This is a genomic window from Ewingella americana, from assembly GCF_006438725.1.
Lineage (GTDB): Bacteria > Pseudomonadota > Gammaproteobacteria > Enterobacterales > Enterobacteriaceae > Ewingella > Ewingella americana_A.
The window spans coordinates 41937-64320 of the sequence record NZ_RCZD01000009.1; the positions used below are offsets into that span (position 1 = coordinate 41937).

Here is a 22384-nt window from a genome sequence, read left to right on the forward strand (position 1 = left end):
AGGGCATTGTGTTAGCTGTTTAAACGAAACTTAACGCAGGCGATCGGCGGCGTCGGTGGCCGTGGTCATGCCGTCTTTGGCGGTGACTTTGCCTTGCAGCACGCCCTGAATATTCTGTTGCAGGATATTCGACAGACGCGAGTAATCCGGCGTGACCGGGCGCGACAACATCACGTTGAGCGAGGTTTTGGCCGCGGCGATCAGCGCTTCCTGATCTTTCTGTACTGCCGGGTCATCATAAGAGGACTTCCAGATTGGCAGGCTCAGTTTGGCGTATTTGTCCTGAACCGGCTGCGAGGTCATATAGGTAATGTATTCCCACGCCTGGTCCGGGTGGGTACTGGCTTTGGCGATACCAAGGCCCATCGAGCCGTTGACGCCAGACGCCTGACCAGCCACGGAACCCGGAGCCGGTACCACACCCACCTGACCGGCCACTTTGCTCTGTTTCGGGTCGTTGGCCATGTTGTACATATACGTCCAGTTCAGGGCAAAGGCCGCGTCACCGTTGGAGAAGGACTTACGCACGTCCTCTTCCAGGTACTCACGTGAGTTCGGGTTGGTCAGCCCTTTGTCCAGCGTCTCTTTCATGAAGTCGATGGCTTTCATGGCACCGGAGTTGGTGAAGTTCAGCTTACCGTCCTGATAGAAACTGCCTTTGAACGCCGACACCAGCGTGGTGTAGTCGCACAGCAGGGCTTCGGACTGTGACCAGCTCCAGACCAGCGGGAACTTAACGATGCCTTTTTCTTTGAGGATCTCAGACTGCTTCTCGACGTCAGCCCAGGTCGCCGGCGGGGTGGTGATCCCCGCTTTTGCCAGCATGGCTTTGTTGTAATACAGATATTTGGTGTCGAGGATCCACGGCATGCCCCAGCGTTTGTCTTTGTAGGTCACGGTGGAGATCGCGCCGTCGAAGATTTTTTTGCTTTCATCGGCGGTGATGCGCGAGGTGACGTCCTGCAACAGGCCGTATTTGTTAAATTCTGCTGGCCAGATGGCGTCGAACAGCACGATGTCATAGCCGTTGGCACCGGCACCCCGTGCGGCAACGATTTTGTCATGCAGCGCTTCGTAAGGCACAAACTCCAGGTTCACTTTGATATCAGGATGCTGTTTGGTGAACTCCGCCGTCATCGCGCGGATGTCCGCTTCGCTGTAGGCCGCCTGGGTCATAAACAGCGCGCTGAGGGTGGTGTCAGCCAGTGCACTGGCGCTAAAACAAGCCAATGCACATAAGGTGGCGGCAGGGGTTAATCGAATCTTCATCGTTAGTCTCCGGTCGTTAGGATTATTAAATCAATTTGATTGCTTTAATCGGCGGTAAAAATATCCCGCCGTCGGCTCCGCGGTGGAGCAGCATCCTTGCCCGTTGCTACACGTGATAATAGGGAAAAGCGTCAGTATTGAATAGTTTCTGTCGCATAGTATTAACACGACCATAACATTCATTGCTGTGATAGCGCCGTCATTCTGAACACATTCAGCCAGCCTATCGTAATTATAAAATCAATTTGATTGCTCAATTATCTACCAGCATACTGCCTGCAAGCTTTCCCTTGGTGCATAGGCAGTTATGACAACTTCTGGTACTAACCTCGAACACGCCCGCGCTCACAACCGCCGCGTGGTTATCGAAGCGATTCGTCTTAATGGCGAGCTGACCCGTGCTGAAATCGCCCGTTTAACGTCGCTGACGCCGCAAACCGTTTCCAACATCGCCACCGAACTCGAAGGCGCGGGGATCCTCTCCTCGCATCTGCCACGCAGGGCGGGCGGTCGTGGGCAACCAGCAACGCCACTGACACTCAATCCTGACAGCGCCTATTCGATAGGCATCCATCTTGATCATCAATCGCTGCTGATTGTGCTGGTCGATCTCACCGGAACCGTGCGTTTTCGACATCTGGTGGCGGTGCAAAAACCGCAGCCCGAACCGACGCTGGCCCTGATTGAGCAAATACTGCAAGAAATGCGCCAACAGGTGAAAATCGACTGGCGGAAAATGTTGGGCATCGGCATCGTCATGCCGGGCCCGTTTGGCGTTGAGGGGATATCGTCCGCAGGGCCCACTACCTTGCACGGCTGGGATAATGTCGATGTGGAAGCGCGTTTGAGTGCCGCCAGCGGCTGGCCGGTGCGGCTGGAGAACGATGCCACCGTGGCCGCCATCGGCGAACGTTTTCACGGTATTGCCAAGCAGCTCACTTCGTTTGTTTATCTCTATATCGGTACCGGCCTCGGCGCAGGCATCTTCACCGACGGGCGGATTTACACCGGTCATGCACACAATGCGGGCGAGGTTGGCCACATGGTGGTGCAACCGGGCGGCCGCGAGTGCTATTGCGGCAACCACGGCTGCCTCGAACGCTATCTTTCATTGCAGGCGGCCTATGAAGCCTGCGGGCTGGATCCGGTCAGCGCCACCCCGGAAGATCTGCTGCAAGTTGACGAGGAAACCTTCGACCGCTGGCTGGACACCGCCGTGGAACCGGCCTGTCAGGCCATCAATATTATGGAGTGCGTGTTCGACGCCGAGTGCGTGATCATTGGCGGCATGATGCCGCAGCCGCTGGTCGAGAAGCTGATCAAACGCCTGTCGCCGCTCTACAGTTCGGTGCGCAGCCGTTACCCGCAGGGCATGCGCCTGCGCCTCGGCATGTCGGGCACCAACACGGCGGCGCTGGGTGCCGCTGCACTGCCGATCTTCGATGAATTCAACCCGCAATATGAGGTGCTGCTCAAATAACGCATTACGGGTTCGACAAAAACACCCAACCGGTCTGACCGATCGGTCAAATTTGGCATAAGCTTTGCAGACGTTCTGTTATTAATTATCAATAAGAATGTTGCAGAGAAGGTAAATGCCATGAGTCAAATCATCACCCGCGCAGTACGTGGAAACTTCTTTGATATCCGTGAGCCGGTGTTACGGCCAGAAGATCTTGATGCGCATGTGCGCTACATCGAAGATGGGCTGATGTTGCTCAGCGGCGGTCATATTCTGTGGCTCGGCAGCTGGCTCGACGGGGAGAGGGTGCTGGCGCAGTCCGCCCGGTCCGACGCACTTCAGATCGATGACTTTCGCGACAAGCTGATTGTGCCCGGCTTTATCGACACCCATATTCACTACCCGCAAACCGAAATGATCGGTGCCTACGGCGAACAGCTGCTTGAGTGGCTGGCCAGCTATACTTTTCCGACCGAACAGCAGTATCACTGCGAAAAACATTCGGCGCGCATGTCACGTTTCTTTATCGATCAGTTGCTGACCAACGGCACCACCACCGCGCTGGTATTCGGCACTGTGCACCCGCAGTCGGTGGATGCGCTGTTTAGCGTGGCATCAGACATCAACATGCGCCTGATCGCAGGCAAAGTGATGATGGACCAAAACGCGCCCGCCGCCTTACTGGAAACCCCTGAACAGAGCGAGCGCGACACGCGTGCCCTGATTGGCCGCTGGCACAACCGCCAACGCCTGAGCTACGCCCTGACGCCACGCTTTGCGCCTACCTCTTCCGCCGCGTTACTGGAAAAAGTGCGCCTGCTGAAACAGGAATTCCCCGATCTCTACCTTCACACCCACCTGAGCGAAAACGCCGATGAAATCAGCTGGGTGAAGGCGTTGTACCCGGACCATGAACACTATCTCGACGTCTATCACCAGCACGGCCTGACCGGTCAACGCTGCGTGTTTGCTCACTGTTTGCACCTTGAAGAGCGTGAGTGGGACTGCCTGCACGACACCGATTCCAGCATCGCGTTTTGCCCGACCTCCAACCTGTTTCTCGGCAGCGGCCTGTTCAATATTCAAAAGTCGTGGGAGAAGAAAATCCGCGTTGGTATGGGGACCGACGTTGGCGCAGGCACCACTTTCAACATGCTGGAAACGTTGTCTGAAGCCTACAAAGTCGGGCAACTGCAACGCTACCGTTTATCCGCGTTTGAAGCCTTTTATCACGCCACGTTAGGCGGTGCGCGGGCGCTGCATCTCGATGACAAAATCGGCAATTTTGCCTCCGGCAAAGAGGCGGATTTCGTGGTGCTCGAACCGGGTGTCAGTGCCTTGCAAAAACTACGGGCTGGGAACAGCAAAACGCTGGCCGAAAAATTGTTTGTGCTGATGACACTGGGCGATGACCGCAATGTGTTCAGCACCTTTGTCGACGGCGAGCCGGTCTATCAGCGCGATGCGCAGGAGGTGGCCTGATGGTCATGCAGGATACCAGCGGCAAAGTGCGCGTAGCGCGTGAACGCACCATGGAAAGTATTCACCAGGCAGCCATTGCCGAGTTCAGCGAGAAGGGTTTTCAGGGCGCGACGACGCAGAGCATCGCGCTGCGGGCGGGCATGAAGAAAACCCAGCTGCATTATTACATCGCCGGAAAAGAGGAGTTATACGAGGAGCTGCTGCAAAAGGTCCTGAAGGTGTGGGCCGATATTATTCAGTTCGACCCGACGCTGAGCGAACCGGCGGCGGTGCTTAGCCGCTATATCCGCAACAAAATGCACTTCTCGTTCGAACAGCCAGAACTCTCGCGCATTTTCACCAGCGAAGTGCTGAGCGGCGGCCATTACCTGCACAAATACTGGCCACAGGCCACCGCCAACATCATCAACAAAGAAAACCTGATCAACACGTGGATAGCGCAGGGCGAGATACGCGCCCTTGATGCCCGCCTGCTGATCATGCACATCTGGGCCATCACGCAGTATTACGCCGATTTTGCCGTGCAGGTGAAACACATGTACCGCGACACGGCTGACTGCGACACCCGCGAGCACATCATCAGTGAAGTCACAGCGCTGATTTTACATGGCTGTAAAGGGGGAAAAATATGACCCAATTCCTGATGGATAACCGTCTGCACAGCGTTATCGATCTGCCCGCCGACACTACGGTGTTGCAGTTTTTACGTCGTGATGCCGGGCGCTGCGGTACCAAAGAGGGCTGCGCCTCTGGCGATTGCGGGGCCTGCACCGTGGTGCTGGCACAGGTTGACGGCGAAAAGCTGCACTACCAGACGGTCAACGCCTGCCTGACGTTTGTCTCTGCGCTGCACGGCAAGCAGCTGATCACCGTTGAAGATCTGAAACATCGGGGCGAACTGCATCACGTTCAGCAGGCGATGGTAGACAATCACGCTTCTCAGTGCGGTTTCTGCACGCCGGGCTTTGTGATGTCGCTGTTCGCACTGGAGAAACAGCGGCAAACTTTCGAGCGTGAACAGGCGCAGCAGGCGCTCTCTGGCAATCTCTGCCGTTGCACCGGCTACCGGCCGATCATGGACGCCGCGCAGCAGCTGTGCGAACAACCGGAAACGGACCAGTTTGACCGGGCAGAGCAACAAACGGTGCAGCGGCTGAAAAGCATTGAAACAGCGCAGATCCCGAAAAATATTGCGGCGCTGGCGGCGCATTACCTGGCCAACCCCGATGCACGGCTGGTTGCCGGTGGCACCGATCTGGCGCTCGATGTCACCCAGCGCTACCAGCGGCTGCCAGAACTGATTTCACTCAGTGCCATACCGGAGCTGCAACAGGTCAGCCTGGCAGAAACCGAACTGCTGATCGGGGCCGCTGCGCCTATCAGTCGCTGCATGCCGCTGATACAGCAGGAATTTCCTGATTTTGGTCAGTTGCTGGCGCGTTTTGCGTCGCAGCAGATCCGTAATCAGGGCACGTTTGGTGGCAATATTGCCAACGCCTCGCCGATTGGTGACGGTACTCCTGTTCTGCTGGCGCTCGGTGCCACGCTGGTACTGCGTCGTGGTGAGGTTCAGCGGCATTTACCGCTGGAGCAGTTTTTCCTCGGCTACAAGAAAACCGCGTTACAACCGGGTGAATTTATCGAACAGATCCGCATTCCCCGCACGGCAGACAGCGCCCGCCATCTGCGGGTGTATAAAGTTTCCAAGCGGCTGGAAGATGATATCTCGGCGGTGTGCGCTGCCCTTCAAATTGAAGTACAGCAGGGCGTGGTGGTGCATGCGCGGGTAGCCTTCGGCGGCATGGCGGAAATTGCCAAAAGGGCGGCGCATTGCGAAGCCGGGCTGCTGGGCCAGCCGTGGCAACTGGCGACCATCGAACGCGCAGCGCAGGCGCTGGAGCTGGATTTCTCACCGTTGAGCGACTTCCGCGCCAGCCGCGAATACCGTATGCAGGTGGCGAAAAACCTGCTGCGCCGCTGCCATATCGAACTCACTTCCCCTGAAACCCTGATGCGGGTGACCCACTATGTCTGAATCTAAAACGTCACTCACCCAGCAGGAGATGGAAGCGCTGTTCCGCGCCGGGCTGAACAGCGGCGTGGGTAAAAGTGTTAAACATGAGAGCGCCGCCAAACATGTCAGCGGCGAAGCGGTGTACCTCGATGACCGGCTGGAATTCCCCAATCAGCTGCATTTAGTACCGCTGCTTAGCCCGCACGCCCATGCCAAAATCCTGCATATCGATTTTGGAGAATGTTACAACGTCACAGGCGTGGTGCGGGTGATCACTGCCGCAGACATTCCCGGCAACCCGGACATCGCACCGCTGACCACCGGCGATCCGCTGCTGGCCGACGGTAAAGTTGAATATGTCGGACAGGTGATTCTGGTGGTAGCCGCCACCTCGCAGGAGGCCGCACGGCAAGCCATCGGCAAGGTGAAAATCGATTATCAGCCGCTTGATGCGGTGTTAACCGTTAAACAGGCGCTGGCGCTGGAACACTACGTCGAAGCGCCGCATCAGCATCAGCGTGGCGATTCCGCCGCCGCGTTGTCCCGTGCGCCGCACCGTTTACAGGGTGAACTGGAGATCGGTGGCCAGGAGCATTTTTATCTGGAAACCCAGATCGCTTCGGTCATGCCCGGCGAGGACGGTGCGATGCTGGTTTACAGCTCAACCCAGCATCCGACCGAAGTGCAAAAACTGGTGGCCTCGGTGCTGGGTCTGCCGATGCATAAAGTGGTGGTGGACATGCGCCGCATGGGCGGCGGTTTTGGCGGCAAAGAGACGCAGGCGGCAGGCACTGCCTGTCTGTCCGCGCTGGCGGCGCACCTGACCGGGAGACCGGTGAAAATGCGCCTCTCCAGGCAGGATGACATGCTGATCACCGGCAAGCGCCACCCGTTTTATGTGCGTTATGACGTCGGTTTTACCGACGACGGCGTACTGCACGGCATCGAGATACAACTGGCGGCTAACTGCGGCTATTCGCTGGATCTCTCCGGTTCTATCGTCGATCGTGCGATGTTCCACGCCGACAACGCCTATTACCTCGGCGACGCCACCATCACCGGCCTGCGCTGCAAAACCAATATGGCGTCGAACACCGCCTATCGCGGGTTTGGCGGGCCACAGGGCATGGTAGCGATTGAACATATTATCGACCACATCGCCCGCTGGCTGGGTAAAGATGTATTGACGGTGCGCAAAGCGAATTATTACGGCGGTGCGGGGCGCGACGTGACTCACTATTACCAGCCGGTGGAGCAAAATCTGCTGGCCGAGATGACGGCGGAGCTGGAAAGCAGTGCGGAATATGCCACAAGACGTGACGCGGTCACAAAATTTAATCAACAAAACCGTTGGATGAAGAAAGGGTTAGCGCTGACGCCGGTGAAATTTGGTATTTCGTTCACCGCCAGCTTCCTCAATCAGGCCGGGGCGTTGGTGCTGGTTTATACCGATGGCAGCATTATGCTCAACCACGGCGGCACCGAAATGGGCCAGGGGCTAAACACCAAAGTGGCACAGGTGGTGGCCGAAGTGTTTCAGGTGGACATCAGCCGGATTCAGATCACGGCAACCGATACCAGCAAAGTGCCCAACACCTCACCAACGGCGGCGTCATCTGGCGCAGATTTAAATGGCAAAGCGGCGCAAAACGCGGCCGAGATCATTAAAGGGCGCATGGTGGAGATGCTAAGGAAGGTTCACCAGGCCGAAGTCGACGACATCGAATTTAGCAATGGTCAGGTACGGGTGAAGCAGCAGTATTTCAGCTTTGAACAGATCGCCACGCAGTGCTGGCTGAATCAGGTATCGCTGTCGGCCACCGGGTTCTACAAAACGCCGAAGATTTTCTACGACCGCAGCAAAGCCGCCGGTCATCCGTTCTATTACTTCTCCTACGGTGCGGCCTGTGCCGAAGTGTTGATCGACACCTTAACCGGTGAATATAAACTGCTGCGGGCTGACATTTTGCACGACGTCGGCGACTCGCTGAACCCGGCGATGGATATCGGTCAGGTGGAGGGCGGTTTTGTGCAGGGCATGGGCTGGCTGACGACCGAAGAGTTGGTATGGAATGATGCCGGAAGGCTGACAACCAGCGGCCCGGCGGGTTACAAAATTCCGGCGATTGGCGACGTACCGCACGACCTGCGGGTGAAGCTGGTCGAGAACCGCAAAAATCCGGAGGACACGGTGTTCCATTCCAAGGCCGTCGGCGAACCGCCGTTTATGCTCGGGATCGCCGTGTGGTGTGCGCTGAAAGACGCGGTAGCCAGCTGCGGCATCACCGGTCAGGTACCGGTTCTCGATGCCCCGGCCACGCCGGAACGGGTTCTGAAGGCTATTACGCTGTTACAAACTGCTCGTGACAACGTCACGCCAAATGCTGTAGTAGCAGCCCGTTAACGGAGGTATCTATGCGTAATGACGACTGGATAGCGACCTTATCTGACCTGCAGCGTCAGGGAGAGCCCTGTGTTGTGGCGACGCTGGCGGAGCATCAGGGTTCCACACCGCGCGATGGCGGCAGCAAAATGATTGTCACCACCGGGCAGATTTTTTATACGCTGGGCGGCGGTAATTTGGAGTTTCAGGTGATCGCCATTGCCCGTGAGATGCTGGCGAAAAACCAGCACACCAGCCGCTTCGAACGCTTCTCGCTGGGCGCACGTCTCGGGCAGTGCTGCGGCGGCATGGCTTCGGTGATCTTCGAACCGCTTGGACAACCGCAACCGCAGATAGTGGTCTACGGCGCAGGCCACGTCGGACGGGCGCTGGTCTCTATTCTCAGCACGCTGCCGTGCCGCATTATTTGGGTCGATGCCCGTGCCAGCGAATTTCCGCCGCAGGTCAGCCCACAGATCACCTGCATCATCGACGATGAACCCGAAGGTACGGTGGCGCAAATGCCCGCCAACAGCTTTTTCGTGGTGATGACGCACGATCACCAGCTCGATTTCGCCCTCAGCGAACGCATTCTGAAGCGGGGCGATTTCCGCTATTTCGGTCTGATCGGTTCAGAGACCAAACGCAAACGCTTCGATTACCGCCTGAGTGGTAAAGGCATCAGTGATCAACAGCTTGCCCGCATGCGTTGCCCGGTAGGGCTACCCGATGTAAAAGGCAAACTCCCGGCAGAAATCGCGGTGGCCGTCGCGGGGGAAATCATCGCAACGTATGGGCAGACCACGCCTTACTGCGGGTACGGCACCCATGAGCCACCATTCAGACGAATGTAAATTTTCCCCTGATATTCCATCACCACGGAGTTTTCATTCTCGGACACCAGCGGGGTTTGTGGCAGGTCACCGGAGAGGGTTTTCCAGTCGACGCTCGGGGCGACGAACAGTTTGCCATCTACCGAGCGGGAGACCAGTTCGGCAATCGCCATATAACTGCTTGGCTGGTCGATTTTCAGCGGGCCAGAGGGGTGCGGAGCCTGCATACCGAAGAACTTCACGCCGACAGGAATGTGGGTGATGCCAGGGCTTGGAATATCGCGCAGGCCGGAGATCTGCATTTTGTCACCGACCAGCGCCGCACCGTGTTCCGGCACCACGACCAGCATCACTTTGCGGCCTGATTTCTCCAGCTGATCCATAAACGTGTTGAGCTGTTTAAGCAGGGTTTGCGCCCGTGAATGGTAATCCGCACCTTTGTTGCTGCCGACGTAACGATTGCCATCATGCAGCGGGATCAGGTTAAAGAAAGTGGCGGTACGCGCCGTCCCGGCTTTTTGCTGATTCGCCAGCCAACGGCTGAATAACTCGCCGTCATTGAATATCGGTGAGCCGTCGAATGAGGTCAGTTCGTGACTGAGGCCCACCTGCGACATAATCGGCGACTGCATGTCGGCATCGTCACGTAAGTTATTGATGTAATTCCCAAATTCACCGGTGTGATCCATCGTCAGCTGTGAGCTGAAACCCAACTTAGCCAGAGCGTCGAACAGATAACATTGCTGACCCGCCGCCTGATATAAGTCGTGATGCGAGGTCTGACCGCAACTGGCACGCAGCAGGCGAATAGAGGCCGGGCCGCTGTAGGCAGTGGCGGAATTAAAATTGCTGAACACCATGTCAAACCGCGCCCACAGCGGCGAGTTTGATAAATTCACCGCGTCGAGATCGGCCCAGGCCAACGAACAGATATTGATCACCAACAGGTCAAAAGGCTGGGCATCTGCGGGTAAGGCCGCCGGGAACGTGGTCTGCCGGGTGCGTTCACGCTGATAGAACTGCTGTAAATAGGCGTTGAGGTTGTCATTGGTTGGCGGACCGCTGACGGTATTAGGCAATGCTTCCACCGCGTTGGTTCCGGCAGACGGCGCACTGGCTGGCGTCGCGGTGTTGGCTACCGCCGAAACTGCTGAAGGCGATAAGCCAGGCAGCACCAGCATGCTCAGGTTGAGCCACAACAGCAGGGCAACGGTAAGCGTGGTGATACGGACCCACTGCGCAACAAACAGATATCCAACCAGCAGCACGAACGCCACGCCGACCCACGGCCAGTTGATGAAACGGTCGGCCAGTTCAAGCAGATAGCTCATGCTAAAACCGGTGACCTCAGCGCCCTGGCTGACAATCGAACGCCAGCCCGGCAGCCAGGTATCATGGTAAAACAGCGCCAGACCGAACGGCAGCGCCAGCCACTGCCGCCAGCGATGCAGACGCAGCGACGGCAACGGAAACAGCAGGCCTGCGGCAAAGATCAGGTTACTCAGCGCATCAAAATTGAGGTAGCCCTGCCAGAGCAGAATAAATTTCAGCAGGAAATAGTAGTTCCAGGCGCCAAGACCGCGCCAGACCCGCCACTGAGGTGAACCGGAATTAAGGTCATTCATGATGGTGTATTCGATTTCCCGTTCGAAGAAAGAGGGGCTGTCGCTGCGCGACGGTCAGAGGCGTTCGCGTGATGCGTGTTGAGGTTCTTAGCCGTGATCGGGGTGAGATAGCGCGGTGAGAGATAACGTGCAGCAAATTCTCTTTTCCATACCGGCAGCCGCCGGTGCAACATCATTCCAAAAGGAATGAAGATCACCGCAGCGATAACAAAAATCTCAATAATGTCGATGATGTTCATAACAACGATTCCTGACCCTAATGATGAAGCGTCGCTTCTGCCACGGAACGGGCGATGGGAACATCACTGAGCGCGAGCGTTAACGGCTCCGGTAGATGAACCATGGCCCGTGGTTGCGATGCAACAACCGGTGTATTGGTCTGTATTGGCCAGACGACCTGTTCCGTCAAAGTCTTTTTCGCCAGCAGACGGCGAATTTCAGACTGAATATCACGTTCCTGATGCCAGAAAATCCGGCTGACGAACACTTCATCTGTCGGCAAACTGAACAGAGAATCCAGCACCTTATCCAGATCGCTGACCTGACAGTTTGACAGAAAAAGATAAAGATGGCGCTCGGTGAGGGTTATCACATCCCCATCACGACGCAGGTGGCACAGCGAAATAGCCTGCTGCGGTGTAATGCCTGAAACCGGCCGCAGGGAGATCAATAGCCCACGCGCTTCTGTCACCAGCGTGGTGTGGCTCCAGATGGACTGCATCACGTCGCAAAAAGTCGGCAACGGCAGGAAACCTTTATGGTGCGTCGGCAAGCGTCCCAAAAGCAGTTGCTCAATGTCTTCGGACACATGGCGGGTAAAGCTCAACTGTTGGATGTCATCGAGCAGAGTGAGAAAGCTGGAAAGCCGTGCGGCATGGGGAACCACCAGGTTTGCGCCACAGGCCTGCAACAAGCGTTGATCGATATAGCGCAGTGAGGCGTTCATTTCACGCACAGCAATTTTCAGTCCGCTGCCACGCTGAATGCGCAGAGAGTGAATTTGCCGCGCCAGAGCTTCCACTTCATCATTATTATTCAGGGAGAAAATTAAGGTCGCGGAGCGCGCATGCATTCCGCGCTCGGTCAGCACGACGTTGTCGTCAAATAACTGCCAGTTTTCGGACAAGGGCGGTGCACCTTCGAGCACGTCACGCTGTGCAAGATAGAGCCATTGGTCATCATTAAGGGTATTGGCGGCGGCAAATTCAGCAGATTGGGGCATTATTTTCCAACCGGGATCACGTTTTTGCAGAGAATAAGAAATATTCGCTTCTACGCCAAAATTATTATGCCACCAGGACATCACCAGTTGGGCCGGCTCAATATCCGTCTGCAAGCTCGAAAATCCGTATATTAATCGGTGATGCGAATTAAGTTGCGCGTTGAGGACACTGCTGGTTTGACCGTGACAGATAATAAGCAGTGCACAATTTTTACGCAATGCTAACGCTGACATGGTTTTTATCCACCCGCTGAAATCTTTGCTGCTCAAGTTTTGCCAGGCAATAGCGGGAAATAATAGGACAATCAGTTGATTGTGAGTATTCCTGACCCTATTCAAGTCATCCGGCAGTGCCAGAAAAGCGTGATTGCCAGCGGCAATGCGGTAATAAGAGGGTGTGCCTTTTTTAGATAACAGCTTGGAAATAAAAATATTATCTGCTCCAAGAGCAAAAGCAGATTCGCCGGAAATGGGATTTTCTTTAGGGAAAATACACGTCGTGACGATTTTTTCAGTCTGCGCCTCAAGCACCTGGCCGCCGAGTTGATACGCGGCGTCCTGGCTGTCAGCGTTAACCCAGTACAGGCCTGATGCCTGCATTTCAGCCGATTCATTCCAAAATTGCTTCATGCCGAAAGAGAAGGAAAGTGCCATTTTTTTGGTTTGCCTGAATTAAAGTCTGTCTGGTCGATCTGCCTGCGATGCATCTCAGGGCATTTTGCTTGAAAGTCTGCTTGGGGCATAATTCAAAATGTGAGTATAATAAATTCTAACATCGCCAGATTAAATAACCAGTCAGCGCTGTAAATAATAATACTGATGAAAAAAGAATCGAGTATTTTTCAGCTATATTGAGAGAGAGCCGAGATGTTGTCTGTCAAATGGCGTGGTGTGTAATTGGGGTAATAATCATATGCAACAAAATAGAATAGTCGGCGATGATACCAACAAAGATAAAAATGATGATTTCGTTGTGTTGACCCACCTTTTTTCGTTACCAGAATTACATTATATCGACATTGCCAGTCAGCAGAAAATCCCACAAATCCTGCACCGTTGGCCCTTATTGGCCGAATTAGCGCAAGTCCATACGCCAGAATCCGCCAGAGAGGCCTGATTTATGTCAGTCATTGCTCTGCAAGGGATCCGCGGCGGGACCGGCACCACGTCAGTCACGGCGGCACTGGCCTGGGCATTATCCCAACTGGGCGAGAAAGTGCTGGCGATCGACTTTTCAGCCGCCAATCTCCTGCGTTTGCATTTCGCCATGCCTTATGACTCACCGCGTGGCTGGGCCACCGCAGAACGCGCCGGACTAGGCTGGCAGCAGGGGGCGTTGCGCTACAATTCCCGCCTCGATTTTTTGCCTTTTGGTCAGTTGTCTGATGCCGAACAAGGGCTGGTCAATTGTGACTGGCAAAGTAATTTGACCAAAATTCGCAATACGGCCATTTACGACTGGATCCTGCTGGATGTCCCGGCCGAGACCCCATTGCGGGCGGCGGTTTCCCTGGCTGATCACTCTCTGACGTTGCTACAGGCAGATACGCAATCCCACGTCCGTCTCCATCAGCAGGCATTACCGGCCAATAGCCACTATCTGGTCAATCAGTTCGCACCCGGCAGTCAGCTACAGCAGGATTTATTGCTGCTGTGGCAAAAGAATTTGCCCCGGTTGCTGCCGTTTATTCTTCATCGTGATGAAGCCATGGCGGAATCCCTGGCCGGTAAGCAACCGGTCGGTGAACTGCACCCGCAAAGCAAAAGTACGCAGGATGTCACCACGTTGGCTAACTGGTGTCTGATTAATTTACGGAGCACGGTTAAATGAGCCGCCTGCTACACACTTTTCTGATGCCGCCGGTGGCGACGGTGTTGCAAAATCGTTATCGCCTGTACCGGCAGAACGGCGCGTCCTCTTTCTCTGCGGTATTGATGGTGTTTTGTGCCGCGCTGGGGTGGTTACTACTGCGTTTTGAATCTCCGGCCTGGCAGCGCGTGCGGGCTGAACGTTACCACTGGTATCCGCATATTTCGGCACTGCATCCGCGTCCTCTTGATCCTTTACGTTATCTGCTGCAAACCCTGTGGCTGTTGTTGATCACTCCTGCGGGCGGACTGCGTGAACGCCTCACTTTCAGCGACTGGCCGCAGCAGGTCAGGCAGAAAGCGCATCAATGGCTGGATTCCATTCCCAACCGTCTGTCGCACAGCCCGCTGGAGAAAAAAGTGGTGGGGCAGATGCGCAGTATGACGCTGATTGTCCGCCGGGGGCTGATGATCATCGGTGGGCTGTTCGCCGCCGTGCTGGCGATGTTCTGTATTTCCCAGCCCTTCGATTATCTGGCGCAATTTGTTTTCGTGGTACTGCTGTGGAGCATCGCCATGTTGGTGCGGCGCATTCCGGGGCGCTTCCCGGCACTGATGCTGATCGTGCTGTCACTGACCATCTCCTGTCGTTATCTGTGGTGGCGTTATACCTCGACACTCAACTGGGACGATCCGGTCAGCCTGATTTGCGGGTTGTTGTTGCTCGGTGCCGAAACCTACTCCTGGACCGTCCTGGTGCTGGGGTATTTCCAGACCATCTGGCCGCTTAACCGCAAACCGGTGCCGATGCCGGACGACATCTCCAGCTGGCCTGGCGTAGACCTGTTGATACCGACCTATAACGAAAGTCTCAGCGTCGTGAAACCGACACTGTATGCTGCGCTGGGGCTCGACTGGCCGAAAGAGAAACTCACCGTCTGGCTGCTGGATGATGGCAACCGGCCTGAGTTTGCCGATTTCGCCCGACAAATCGGCGTGAAATATATTGCGCGTGAGACGCATGAACACGCCAAAGCGGGCAACATTAATCATGCGCTGAAAGCGTGCCAGGGCGAACTGGTGGCGATTTTCGACTGTGACCATGTGCCGACTCGCTCCTTCCTGCAACTGACCGTCGGCTGGTTCTTCAAAGATAAAAAACTGGGCATGTTGCAGACGCCGCACCACTTTTTCTCCGCCGATCCTTTCGAACGTAATCTCGGCCGTATGCGCCGCACACCCAATGAAGGCGAACTGTTTTACGGGCTGGTGCAGGACGGTAATGATCTGTGGGATGCCAGCTTCTTCTGCGGTTCCTGCGCGGTGTTACGCCGCTCGGCGCTGGATGAAATTGGCGGTATCGCAGTAGAAACGGTGACCGAAGATGCCCATACCTCGCTGCGGATGCACCGTCATGGGCATACGTCAGCGTACATTCGGATCCCACAAGCGGCGGGGCTGGCGACAGAAAGCCTGTCAGCCCATGTCAATCAGCGTATCCGCTGGGCGCGCGGTATGGTGCAAATTTTTCGTCTGGATAATCCGCTGTTTGGTAAAGGTTTGAAACTGGCCCAACGGCTGTGTTACGCCAACGCCATGTTGCATTTTCTGGCCGGGATCCCACGGCTGATTTTCCTTACCGCGCCGCTGGCCTTCCTGCTGTTGCATGCCTATATCATTTATGCCCCAGCGCTGGCCATTGCGCTGTATGTACTGCCGCACATGATCCACGCCAGCCTCACCAACTCGCGCGTGCAGGGTAAATACCGCCACTCATTCTGGAGTGAAATTTACGAAACAGTACTGGCCTGGTATATCGCCAGGCCGACGACCGTGGCGCTGTTTAATCCTCATGCCGGGACATTCAACGTCACCGCCAAAGGGGGCAAAAACGAACATGACTATGTCGACTGGAAAATCACCCGGCCTTATCAAATTCTGATGCTGCTCAATCTGGCCGGGTTTGTGGTGGGGATCTGGCGGCTGATGTATGGCAACGCCGGGGAGTTTTACACCGTGCTGATAAGTCTGGCGTGGGTGATTTACAACATGATTATTCTGGGCGGCGCGATTGCGGTGGCCTTTGAATCCAAACAGGTGCGCCAGGCGCATCGGGTGGAAGTTTCCCTGCCAGCGGCGCTGGCCCGGGCAGAAGGGCACGTTTATGTTTGCACCATGCAGGACTTTTCCGACAGCGGCGCCGGTATAGAAACCGAGAGCGCAGCGCTGTTCGAACCCGGTGAGAGCGTCATGCTCTTGCTACGCCGGGGGCCACAAGAATATGCATTCCCTTGCAATGTGAGCCGCGTGTTTGGGCAGCACGTCGGTGTTCAGCTTCAGCCTATGACCACACAACAGCAAATCGATTTTATCCAATGTACTTTTGCCCGCGCAGACAGCTGGGTGGTACGTGAAGACAGTTTCCCGGAAGACAAACCGCTGGAGAGTTTGCGTGAAGTGCTGGGGTTGGGAATTCGGGGATACTTGCGCATGCTCGACATCGCACCGCACCGATACCGGCCTTTTGTCGCCCGCACCAATACGTTTGGCCGCTGGATGATGTCATTTATTCCACGCAATCCGCCGCTGCCCGTTCAGCCTGATGAATCAACCTTGATGATGACGAAATAATGAAAATACTTCCCTGGATCACTTTGATGGCCGCGGCATTGGGTACTACAGCGCCAGTGATGAGTGCTGAAGCGCCGGTTATGCCGCAGCCTGTCAGTCATGCCGTGATGCAATCAGCGCCGGTCAGTTCGCTGCCGAGCGTTGCGCCTGCCGTTGCTCCGATGATTATTCCCGGTGCGCCGGTGCGTAACGTCACGCTGGCGTTTCAGGATATCGCGCCTGCGCCGGGGGCTATGACACTGCGCGGCTTCCAGCCGAACGGGCAGATTGAGTTCGGCGTGCGGGGCGATGAAGTTGTGACGCAGGCAATGTTGAATCTTGAGTTCACGCCGTCGCCATCGCTGATTCCGGTGCAGTCACACCTTAAGGTGTATCTCAATGACCAACTGATGGGCGTTGAAATCATCGACAAAGATCAGCTTGGCAAGCCGAACCATCTGCAAATGGCGATTGATCCGCGCTATATCACCGATTTCAACCGGATCCGGCTGGAGTTCATCGGCCATTACCAAAATATTTGCGAAAACCCGGCCAACAGCACGCTCTGGCTGGAGATCGGCAAGGGCAGTTCGCTGTCGCTGAGTTATCAGAAGTTGCCGCTGAGCAACGAGTTGTCCCACTTCCCGGTGCCGTTTTTTGATGCGCGGGATACGCGTGCGCTATCGCTGCCGATGGTGTTTGCAGCTTCGCCGGATGCCAGCCAGCAACAAGCTGCCGCCATTCTGGCATCCTGGTTTGGTGCTAAAGCGCAGTGGCGCGGACAGAATTTCCCGACACTCTATAATCAATTGCCTGACAGCCATGCCGTGGTGTTTGCCACCAATGACAAACGGCCTGATTTCCTCAACGCATTGCCGCCAGTAAAAGGGCCGACCGTGCAAATGGTCAGCCGGCCAGATAATCCGTACGTCAAAATGCTGCTGATCCTGGGTCGTGACGATAAAGATTTGCTGACCGCCGTCAAAGGTATTGCGCAGGGGAATATGTTGTTCCGGGGTCAGACGGTGAGTATTGATCACGTCGAGCAACTGCAGCCACGCCAGCCTTACGATGCGCCGAACTGGGTGCGCACCGACCGTCCGATGAACTTCGGGGAGCTGAAACAGTATGCCGAACAGTTACAGGCCGATGGCATTGAACCGAACCCCATCACGCTGAATATGAATTTGCCGCCGGATCTGTTCCTGATTAACAGCACCGGTATCGATATGCGGCTGAAATACCGCTACACCTCACCACAACTGAAAAATACCTCACGGCTAAGCATCAGCCTGAATAACCAGTTTGTGCAGGATTTCACGCTGATCCCCGGGCACGACCAGGATTCACAACTGCTGCATTTATCTCTGTTGCAGGGGCTGCTGGATGATCATAAAAACCTGATGATCCCGGCGCTGAAACTCGGTGCGGTGAACCAGATGCGCTTCGATTTTGATTACACGTCATTACTGGCGAGCGGTGCCGAAGGGCGCTGCGAAACCTATACCACGGTACCGAATCATGTGGTGATTGATGACAGTTCGACGATCGACTTCTCAGGTTACCGTCACTTTATGGCGATGCCAGATTTACGCGCCTTCGCCAATGCCGGTTTCCCATTCAGCCGTCTGGCTGATTTGTCGCAAACGCTGGTGCTGGTAAAACCACAGCCGCAGGCGGTGCAGTTGACAACCCTGCTCGATACGCTTGGCAATATCGGTGCGCTGACGGGCTATCCGGCCGTGGGCATCACGGTTAGCGATGACTGGTCAACGGCTAAAACCACCGATGCGGACGTGCTGATGGTCGGTGCGCTGCCCGCAGATCTGCGTGACGCCAATATGAAGGATGAAAGTAAAGCCAGCCTGTTGATCGACACTACGCGCGGTTCAGTCAACACGCCATCCCGTCAGGTTGCGCTGCCGGAAAGCACCGCGCCAGCCAGTGATGCCCTCGCCGATACCGATGCGCAAATTACCGCACAGGGGCCGATCTCCGCCATCGTCGGGCTGCAATCGCCTTACCACGATCAGCGCAGTATCGTGGCGTTGCTGGCCAACAGCCCGCAAGGTTTCGAGATGCTGAATAAGTCCTTGCAGGACAGCAAACAGAAAGCACTGGTCTTCGGTTCGGTGGCTATTTTCCGTGATTCCGGCGTAAACAGCCTGAAAGTCGGTGACATCTACTATGTTGGGCATTTGCCTTGGTGGGAGCGCGTCTGGAATGCGCTTGCGACCCATCCTGTGTTGCTGGCTTTCATGGCGGTGATTGCCGTCGTGCTGTTTGCCATTCTGCTGTGGAACGGGTTACGTGCGCTGAGCCGCCGTCGTTTATCCTCTGACGATCAGGACTGAACACGTGGTTAACTCACTGCTTACACCACGGCTGACGTCATTAAGATTGAGTCTGCTGGCTCTGACGCTGGGGCTGGCACTTTCTCAACACCCTGTAGCGGCGGCTGAAGTGGCCCCGGAACAGTGGTTGCTGGAGCAGGTTCGCGTCGGCGAAGCCAGCCACCAGGACGACCTTGTGCGCCAGTCGCTGTACCGTCTGGAGCTGATGGCACCGGAAAATCCTCAGGTGCTGGCGGCGCGTCTGCGTCTGGCCCTGCGTGAAGGCAACCAGGAGCAGGCGAAACGGCAGTTGGATAAAATCCAACAGGTTGCGCCGAATTCGAACATCTACCATCAGGCACAGCTGAGCCTGAAAATGGCCAGGCCAGAAGTGCAGCAACAGCTGCAGCAGGCACGTTTGCTGGCAACGGCAGGGCGTTTGTCTGAGGCCCGAACGCAGTATGACGCATTATTTGACGGGCAGCCGCCGACGCTGGATCTGGCCGTTGAATACTGGCTATTGGTCGCACGAATTCCGGGGCAAAAAAATCAGGCGCAGACGCAGTTGCTGGCGCTCAATACTCAATACCCTGGCGATGTTAACCTGCGGCTGCAGTTGGCGAGAATGGCCTTTGAACAGGGTAATTCCGGGCAGGCTATCTCGCTGCTAAAACAGGTTGCCAATAGCGATGAAGGGCGCGGCCCGGCAGCAGACATGTGGCTGGCGCAGATTAAAACGCAGCCGGTGAGCAACCAAAGCGTGGCAGATTTACAGCGTTTTATGGGGGTATTTGACAGCGGTGCACCGGCAATTGCCGCGCAGCAGGAATTACAGCGTCAGCAGGCGCTACTGGCTGATCCACACTACCAGGCCCGCGTGACCGGGCTGGCGCAGATTGCCAACGGTGGCTCAACGGGTGCGATAACTCCGCTAAAAAAAGCGCTGGAAGAGAAACCCAACGATGCCGAAGTTCTGGGTGCAATGGGGTTAGCCTATTCGCGCGCAGGCAAACGTGCGCAGGCCCTCAGCCTGTTCGAGCAGGCAAAAAATGCTGAACAGGATGGCTATAACAATGGGAAATGGACCAGCCTGATCCAGACCAACCGCTATTGGTTGGCGATCGAACAGGGCGATAAAGCGCTGAAAGCCAATGATCTCAATCAGGCAGGTATTCATTATCAGCGGGCACAGCATATTGACCCGCGCGACCCGTGGGCACTAATCGGCCTCGGGGATGTTGCGGTTGCACGTCATGATGACCCTCAGGCCAAACAAGCTTACCGCCGGGCACTCAGCCTCGAACGTGATAACAGCAGCGCCCAGCGTGGGCTGACCAATATTTACCAGCGCCAGTCGCCACAACAAGCCCTCGACTATATCAACAGCTTGCCTGCGCCGCAGCGCGCCAAACTCAGTGATAAACAGCAGAGCATTCAGAACGATTTACTGAGTGCCGATGCCGAACGTTTTACCACCAACCGCCAGTGGCCTCAGGCGGCGCGGCGCTATGAAGAAATCTTGCAACGTAAACCCGGTGATGTGTGGGCAACCTATCACTACGCCAATGCGCTGCGTGAAATCGGCCGAAAGGATGACGCTGATGCGGCATTTGCGCGGCTGGCGGCCAAACGTCCGGCCGACCCGCAGCAGGTCTATGCCTATGCATTGTACCTTTCCGGGACCGACCGCGATGCCGCAGCGCTTAACCATTTACATACCCTGCCGCAGGCACAATGGGACAATAATATGCGCGAGATGTCGCAGCGCATTACCCTCGATAAAACGCTCAATGACATTGACCAACTGATTGCCCGTGGTGACACCGGCGAGGCAAAAACGCAGCTGCAAACCGCGAAACTTCCGGCCAGCGGGCTGAGCCTCAACCAACAACGCCGTGTAGCCATGGCCTGGCGTGACGTCGGCGAAACGGTGAAAGCCGCGAGCCTGTTGCGCCCGGTGACCACGGCGGCGGCCAAATTGCCTGCCGGTCAGGACAAAGCGCTGATTTACCGCGATGCCGCCCAGCTGGAACAGCAGACCGGCCATCCGCAGGCGGCCCGCGAAGATTATCAGCAGGCGATGGTCGCCAGCGGCATCACCGCTGAAACGCCAACAAACAACGACAGCTACACCCAACTGACGCGCAACGACGCCAGTGATGACTGGTTAAAGCGCGGGATCCGCTCTGATGCCCATGATTTATACCGCCAGCAGGATGTGAATTTCACCCTCGACGAAGACAGATCGACCAACAGTGGCACGCCGGGAAAATCGGATCTGCAGTCCAACACCACCATGTTGCAGGCCGACATGCCGTGGTATCAGGGGCGGGCCTTTTTGCGCTCGGACATCGTGCGTATGGACAACGGCACATTTAATAATGACAACGGTAATTACAGCGCCTCTTTCGGCACCTGTAATGACATTCTCTGCCACCGTGATCAGGACCAGAACGCTAACGGCGTCAGTTTTGGCGCAGGTTATAAAGATGCTCAGTGGGAGGGCGATCTTGGCACCACGCCGCTCGGTTTCCCGGTGGTTGACTGGGTCGGCGGGTTGGCGTACAGCAGCGACTGGCGCGATATCGGCTGGACGGCAACGGCGTCGCGGCGGCCGATTTCCAGCTCGTTACTCTCTTTTGCCGGTGCCAAAGATCCCAATACTGGTACTACCTGGGGCGGCGTTCGTGCCACCGGTGTCAGCCTTGGTCTCAGTTACGATCAGGGCAAAGCCAACGGGCTGTGGGGCGATATCAGCGCACACCAGATCACCGGAAAAAACGTGGCTGATAACAGCCGGGAACGCCTGATGGGCGGCTATTACTACAAGATGATCAACGAGGATAACCGCCGTGCAACCATCGGCCTGAACTCGATGCTGTGGCACTACCAGAAAGATCTCAGCGGCTACACGCTGGGACAGGGCGGTTATTACAGTCCGCAGCAATATTTCTCTCTGGCCGTACCGCTGAATTATCGCCAGCGGACGGATAATTGGTCGTGGCAAGTGGGCGGGTCCGTGTCATGGTCGCGCTCTTCGACCAGCGATCAGCAGCGCTACCCGTTGCAGAACCTGATCCCAGAGTCGCTGCCGGACAAAGACGCCGTAGAACAGGGCAGCAGCAGCTCAGGATTCGGCTATACCGCGCAGGCGCTGGTTGAACGGCGGGTGACATCACACTGGACCATCGGGGCCGGTGTAGATATTCAGCAGGCCAAAGATTACACGCCGAGCCATTTCCTGCTGTATGCGCGATATTCGCTGTCCGGCTGGCAGGGCGATCTCGATATGCCGCCACAGCCGCTGGTACCTTATGCGGACTTTAAATAAAGGATGACGCC

Annotated in this window: 15 protein-coding genes; 11 read left to right on the forward strand and 4 right to left on the reverse strand. The window is 56.1% G+C overall.

Annotated features, from left to right (window positions below; translation table 11 throughout):
• Positions 1–30: 30 nt before the first annotated feature.
• Positions 31–1269 (reverse strand): extracellular solute-binding protein, encoded by a 1239-nt coding sequence (locus EAH77_RS16540; RefSeq protein ID WP_140473914.1) that lies wholly within the window; start codon positions 1267–1269, stop codon positions 31–33.
• Positions 1270–1576: 307 nt separating this feature from the next.
• On the opposite strand from EAH77_RS16540, the gene EAH77_RS16545 reads away from it, so the two are divergent.
• The 6 genes from EAH77_RS16545 to xdhC all read left to right on the forward strand — a co-directional run bounded on the left by EAH77_RS16545 (position 1577) and on the right by xdhC (position 9464).
• Positions 1577–2749, forward strand: coding sequence for an ROK family transcriptional regulator (locus EAH77_RS16545; RefSeq protein WP_140473915.1), 1173 nt, complete (start codon positions 1577–1579; stop codon positions 2747–2749).
• A gap of 120 nt (positions 2750–2869) precedes the next feature.
• Positions 2870–4213, forward strand: a complete 1344-nt coding sequence (gene guaD / locus EAH77_RS16550) for a guanine deaminase (RefSeq protein WP_140473916.1) — start codon at positions 2870–2872, stop codon at positions 4211–4213.
• On the forward strand, positions 4213–4845 hold the full coding sequence (locus EAH77_RS16555; protein ID WP_140473917.1) for a TetR family transcriptional regulator C-terminal domain-containing protein: 633 nt from the start codon (positions 4213–4215) through the stop codon (positions 4843–4845). The genes guaD and EAH77_RS16555 overlap by 1 nt, the downstream gene beginning before the upstream one ends.
• Positions 4842–6248: a xanthine dehydrogenase small subunit gene (gene xdhA, locus EAH77_RS16560; protein ID WP_140473918.1), complete on the forward strand. Its 1407-nt coding sequence runs from the start codon at positions 4842–4844 to the stop codon at positions 6246–6248. Before EAH77_RS16555 ends, xdhA begins: the two co-directional genes overlap by 4 nt.
• A complete protein-coding gene (gene xdhB / locus EAH77_RS16565; RefSeq protein WP_140473919.1) occupies positions 6241–8631 on the forward strand; it encodes a xanthine dehydrogenase molybdopterin binding subunit in 2391 nt (796 codons plus the stop codon). The genes xdhA and xdhB overlap by 8 nt, the downstream gene beginning before the upstream one ends.
• Before the next feature lie 11 nt (positions 8632–8642).
• Positions 8643–9464 carry a xanthine dehydrogenase accessory protein XdhC gene (gene xdhC, locus EAH77_RS16570; RefSeq protein WP_140473920.1) on the forward strand — a complete coding sequence of 274 codons (822 nt, stop codon included), beginning with the start codon at positions 8643–8645 and terminating at the stop codon, positions 9462–9464.
• Here the strand turns inward: xdhC and bcsG are convergent.
• From bcsG to bcsE, 3 genes are read right to left on the reverse strand one after another with little or no spacing between them, the layout of a single operon-like run.
• Positions 9419–11068 carry a cellulose biosynthesis protein BcsG gene (gene bcsG, locus EAH77_RS16575; protein ID WP_140473921.1) on the reverse strand — a complete coding sequence of 550 codons (1650 nt, stop codon included), beginning with the start codon at positions 11066–11068 and terminating at the stop codon, positions 9419–9421. The two genes, xdhC and bcsG, sit on opposite strands and share 46 nt — an antisense overlap.
• Positions 11065–11307, reverse strand: a complete 243-nt coding sequence (bcsF, locus tag EAH77_RS16580) for a cellulose biosynthesis protein BcsF (protein WP_140473922.1) — start codon at positions 11305–11307, stop codon at positions 11065–11067. Before bcsF ends, bcsG begins: the two co-directional genes overlap by 4 nt.
• A gap of 17 nt (positions 11308–11324) precedes the next feature.
• Complete coding sequence (gene bcsE / locus EAH77_RS16585; RefSeq protein ID WP_140473923.1) at positions 11325–12944, reverse strand: cellulose biosynthesis protein BcsE; 1620 nt, start codon at positions 12942–12944, stop codon at positions 11325–11327.
• A 259-nt stretch (positions 12945–13203) separates the two neighbouring features.
• On the opposite strand from bcsE, the gene bcsR reads away from it, so the two are divergent.
• Genes bcsR through EAH77_RS16610 form a run of 5 tightly spaced genes read left to right on the forward strand, consistent with a single transcriptional unit; the run spans position 13204 to position 22373 of the window.
• Complete coding sequence (bcsR, locus tag EAH77_RS16590; protein WP_140473924.1) at positions 13204–13407, forward strand: cellulose biosynthesis protein BcsR; 204 nt, start codon at positions 13204–13206, stop codon at positions 13405–13407.
• 3 nt (positions 13408–13410) lie between these two features.
• The gene (gene bcsQ, locus EAH77_RS16595; protein ID WP_140473925.1) at positions 13411–14121 is read left to right on the forward strand and encodes a cellulose biosynthesis protein BcsQ; all 711 of its coding nucleotides are present in this window, start codon (positions 13411–13413) and stop codon (positions 14119–14121) included.
• Entirely contained in the window at positions 14118–16730 is a 2613-nt protein-coding gene (gene bcsA / locus EAH77_RS16600; RefSeq protein ID WP_140473926.1) for a UDP-forming cellulose synthase catalytic subunit, read from the forward strand. The genes bcsQ and bcsA overlap by 4 nt, the downstream gene beginning before the upstream one ends.
• Complete coding sequence (gene bcsB / locus EAH77_RS16605; protein ID WP_140473927.1) at positions 16730–19063, forward strand: cellulose biosynthesis cyclic di-GMP-binding regulatory protein BcsB; 2334 nt, start codon at positions 16730–16732, stop codon at positions 19061–19063. Before bcsA ends, bcsB begins: the two co-directional genes overlap by 1 nt.
• A 31-nt stretch (positions 19064–19094) precedes the next feature.
• Positions 19095–22373, forward strand: a complete 3279-nt coding sequence (locus tag EAH77_RS16610; RefSeq protein ID WP_140474087.1) for a cellulose synthase subunit BcsC-related outer membrane protein — start codon at positions 19095–19097, stop codon at positions 22371–22373.
• Positions 22374–22384: the final 11 nt, after the last annotated feature.